1 protein-coding gene and 1 pseudogene are annotated in these 1,349 nt (G+C 70.6%); both read left to right on the forward strand.

The genetic code is table 11. The annotated features are described in order from the left end of the window. Positions 1–221 precede the first annotated feature (221 nt). The gene (locus tag AB0H82_RS36410) at positions 222–1,058 is read left to right on the forward strand and encodes a PhzF family phenazine biosynthesis isomerase (protein ID WP_362999833.1); all 837 of its coding nucleotides are present in this window, start codon (positions 222–224) and stop codon (positions 1,056–1,058) included. Then, positions 1,051–1,349: pseudogene (locus AB0H82_RS36415) on the forward strand (oxidase); the annotation flags it as partial. The gene AB0H82_RS36410 and the pseudogene AB0H82_RS36415, both read left to right, overlap by 8 nt.

The raw sequence follows: 1,349 nt of genomic DNA on the forward strand, positions 1-1,349 counted from the left end.
TGGAAACCGTGGGCGAGCGCTACACCTCGTGCTGCGACCCCCGCCTCAACCCCACCCAGGCCCTGCACGCCGTCAACGCCTGGCCCGCCTGACCCGACCGGCCCCGGAACCGGGGATTTCGGCGCCGTTCCAGCTGGAATCAGGGTCAACCAAAGATGGACGGCGCATCGTGGTCACCGTCCCGGCACCTCACGGCCGCCCCCAATGACAGTGGAGAGCAGATGCACAACTACGTAGTCGTCGACGCGTTCGCCCGAGAGCCCCTCACCGGCAATCCGGTGGCCGTGTTCTTCGACGCCGACGACCTGACGGCCGAGCAGATGCAACGCATCGCACGGGAGATGAACCTTTCGGAGACCACGTTCGTGCTCGCCCCCAAGCAGGGCGGCGACGTACACGTACGGATCTTCACGCCCGTCAACGAACTCCCCTTCGCCGGGCACCCGTTGCTGGGCACGGCCATCGCCCTGGGCCGGCGCACCGACGCGGACCAGCTGCGGATCGAGACCGCGATGGGCGTGATCCCCTTCGAGCTGCAGCGCGTCGGCGGGCAGGTCGTCTCGACGAGCATGCGCCAGCCGGTGCCCGTCTGGGAGCCCTTCGACCGTGCCGACGAGCTCCTGGAGGCGCTGGGCGTCCGCGAGTCGACGCTGCCGGTGGAGATCTACCGCAACGGCCCGCGGCACGTCCTGGTGGGCTTCGAGAGCTTCGAGGCCCTGTCGAAGGTGGACCCCGACCACCGCGCCCTCGCGAGCTTCCCCGACATGGCGACCAACTGCATCGCCGGGTCCGGGACCACCTGGCGCAACCGCATGTTCTCGCCCGCGTACGGGGTGGTGGAGGACGCCGCCACCGGCTCGGTCGCCGGCCCCATCGCGATCCACATCGCCCGGCACGGCCTCGGCTCGTACGGGCAGCTCATCGAGATCACCCAGGGCATCGAGATCGGCCGCCCCTCCCCCATGAGGGCGCTGGTCCAGGGCGAGGGAGACCGGGTCGACTCCGTCGAGGTCTCGGGCCACGGCGTCGTCACGATCGAAGGAACGATTCATGTCTGAGCTGTCCGAGCTGAACGTCAGCGGCAACGGCACTGCCAACGGCTCCGCTACCACGTCGGCCAACGGGCGGGCCGGTGCGCGGCGTTCGGAGACGTTGACGGGCACCGTGGAGGTGGACTTCCCGCAGTTCCGCACCCCGCCCGCCGAGCCGATGGGACTGCTCGCCGACTGGCTGGCGGCGGCCACCGAGCGCGGTGTGCGCGAGCCGCGCGCCCTGGCCCTGGCCACCGCCGACGAACGCGGCCGGCCCTCCTCCCGGATCCTGGCCGTCAACCAGGTCACCGAGCACGG

This window comes from Streptomyces sp. NPDC050732 (assembly GCF_040654255.1).
In the GTDB taxonomy this organism is placed as follows: Bacteria; Actinomycetota; Actinomycetes; order Streptomycetales; family Streptomycetaceae; genus Streptomyces.

Excerpts from the sequence above, each read along its gene's own strand:
- AB0H82_RS36410 (WP_362999833.1), top strand. The coding sequence starts at position 222 with ATGCACAACTACGTAGTCGTCGACGCGTTCGCCCGAGAGCCCCTCACC.